Genomic DNA, 2,255 nt, shown 5'->3' with positions numbered 1-2,255 from the left:
CTCTCTTTTATCCAACACCGCAATCTCGCTTTTTATCTGCACTTTTTCCCTCTACAGATTTACGGACTCTCTCCCCCTTCTTCCGGTATCTGCACAGTATATCCTTTCTGGCGCCATTCGGTGATCCCCCCCAGCAGCTCACAAGCGACCAATTCATGCTGCAAAAAAGCCTCCAGGGCAATGGCAGTGCGGGGACCAGTGCGACAGATCAAGATATAATACTGCTCTGGATCAAAATTTTCTGGGTGAAAATTTTCCTGAAAACTGGCAGAAAAGATAGCCGTATTTTCAAGATTTTCCAGATCATGGGCACAGGGAAACAAAACCGACCCAGGAATGATACCCAGTTGCTGTTCGGTAGGTGTGCGCACATCCAGAAGAGTAACCGTGGGCAAGGGGCCATTTTGTAGCAGTTGATACAACTGTTCGACGGAGATCATCTCCGCATCCATCGCTTTTTTCAGGATTTGTTCTGCAGTAACAGCGTGCTTGATCATGCTCTTTTTCTCCTCATAACCGACAAGCGACAGCAGGGTCGACGCGGTCGGTCATTCTCCGCACTTCTGGTCGCTTCGTAAAGGTTACACAGAAAAATTGCATGGGCAATGACAAGGAGAACGGGCAGAAAAACCAGGAAAACAATATTCAAGGCACTGATAAAAATATGATTTATTAATATCTCTGCACCTTGTTTCCGGGCGCATAGAGTGCAATAAATCGCTCCATTGAGCGCTCTTTTTGCGGCAGCTTAAGGACTTGGCTGCCTAGGCATGGCGACAATCAACTGCCTTCCCAGAACAGCCAGGGCATGCTCCAGACGGGCTATTTTGGAGGGATGGGCCGGATCAAGCAGACGTCTGATCTCCTTTTCGTCATGATCGAGCCGTTTGGCGAGGGCGGTTTTACTGATTCCTTGTTGACGCATGGTTTGATAGAGCATGGCTTTGGCGGCCAAAAGCAGCGGCAAAGCCACCCAATGGCGCTCTTTGCCTCGAGGCGGTGCAGGTATCGGCAAAGATTGGTTGGCACGCATGCGCTGGCTGATAAGCTGAATCAACGCCTCTTTGACTGCGGTGAGGGCGGCTTCCAGGGATGTCTGCTGCCGAGTCGTTTCTGGGAGATCAAGCAGATGCGCTTGGAAAAGCTGGTCAGAGAGCTGGCGGATCACAACCGGAAAATAAAAAGGTGTTTCCATACAGAGAGATCCAGAAAGTGTCTGTCGGGGGCCAGAGTGCATCTCAGGCACAACGAGACACTATCTTTATCGGCAGAAAATGGAGGGGCTTGAGAAAAAAATTTTCGGATAAATTTGTCCGAATATAGAGTGGCTCATGATGGCTTTTGCCCCCTGTTTCGGACAATGTTGTCCGTTTATCAGAGTTATTGCCGATGTCAGGACAAATTTGTCCGAAAATAACAGCGCTGCACGGAGTGTTTTTCAGAAGGAAACAGGGAAAAAATCAACGATCATCGGATAAAATCAACCATGCGTGAAAAGAATGCGACAAGACGAATAAATAAATACCGTGCAACAGCAGATAAATTTCTTGACTGGCGAGGCTTTTACCGTCATCAATAACAGCACACCCAGGATGTTGGTGCGGGTGTACCGGTAAAAATCAACTATCCAATGATCCCGTTTTGCAACGGGTAGACGGAATAACTTACGCAACAGGGGAAACGATCATGAGCCTCTCCATCAACAATTCCAGCACAGTATTATTGGCCCGCCAAGCCTTGGAGCAGTCAAACAGCTCCTGGAGCAAAAGTCTGCAGCGTTTGGCCACAGGCAATAAGCTTTTGACAGCCGGCGATGGTCCAGGAGTGATCTCTTTTGCCATGAAGATGGCGGCACAAATCAGTGGCATTACCGCTGCCAAACAAAATACCAATGATGCCTTGTCCCTTTTGCAGGTGGCCGATGCCGCTTTACAGGAAAGCGCTGATGCCTTTCAACAGATTCGCGATTTGGCGGTTGATGCCACCACTGGCACCAAAACCAGTAGCGATCGGGCGGCATTGAATGAAGAGGTAAAGGGCTTGGTCCGGGAAATCAGTCGCTTGGCCACCGGAACCAGCATGTTCAGTCAAACTCCCCTGACCGGTGGAATGAACATCAATGTGCAGTTGGATCCCAATACCGGAAATTTGTTTAATATGACCCTGGGCGGAGCCAGCCTGGCCGCCTTGGGAACCGACAACAGCGGTTCCTATTTGAAGGTGGATACCGCCGCCAATGCCAGCACAACCATTGA

3 protein-coding genes are annotated in these 2,255 nt (G+C 49.4%); 1 reads left to right on the top strand and 2 read right to left on the bottom strand.

The genetic code is table 11. The features are described 5' to 3' along the window. Nucleotides 1-59 precede the first annotated feature (59 nt). Both EJP87_RS15545 and EJP87_RS15540 read right to left on the bottom strand, forming a co-directional pair. Nucleotides 60-497 (bottom strand): rhodanese-like domain-containing protein, encoded by a 438-nt coding sequence (locus EJP87_RS15545; RefSeq protein WP_130472766.1) that lies wholly within the window; start codon nucleotides 495-497, stop codon nucleotides 60-62. Nucleotides 498-748: 251 nt separating this feature from the next. Further along, nucleotides 749-1,195 carry a type II toxin-antitoxin system HicB family antitoxin gene (locus EJP87_RS15540; protein WP_130472765.1) on the bottom strand — a complete coding sequence of 149 codons (447 nt, stop codon included), beginning with the start codon at nucleotides 1,193-1,195 and terminating at the stop codon, nucleotides 749-751. 491 nt (nucleotides 1,196-1,686) lie between these two features. On the opposite strand from EJP87_RS15540, the gene EJP87_RS15535 reads away from it, so the two are divergent. Further along, a partial coding sequence (locus EJP87_RS15535) for a flagellin (RefSeq protein ID WP_227657694.1) occupies nucleotides 1,687-2,255 on the top strand: 569 nt, incomplete at its 3' end.

Source organism: Candidatus Magnetaquicoccus inordinatus, from assembly GCF_004217665.1.
Taxonomy (GTDB): domain Bacteria; phylum Pseudomonadota; class Magnetococcia; order Magnetococcales; family Magnetaquicoccaceae; genus Magnetaquicoccus; species Magnetaquicoccus inordinatus.
This window is presented reverse-complemented; position numbering and strand designations above follow the sequence as displayed.

Excerpts from the sequence above, each read along its gene's own strand:
- EJP87_RS15545 (WP_130472766.1), bottom strand. The coding sequence starts at position 497 with ATGATCAAGCACGCTGTTACTGCAGAACAAATCCTGAAAAAAGCGATG.
- EJP87_RS15540 (WP_130472765.1), bottom strand. The coding sequence starts at position 1,195 with ATGGAAACACCTTTTTATTTTCCGGTTGTGATCCGCCAGCTCTCTGAC.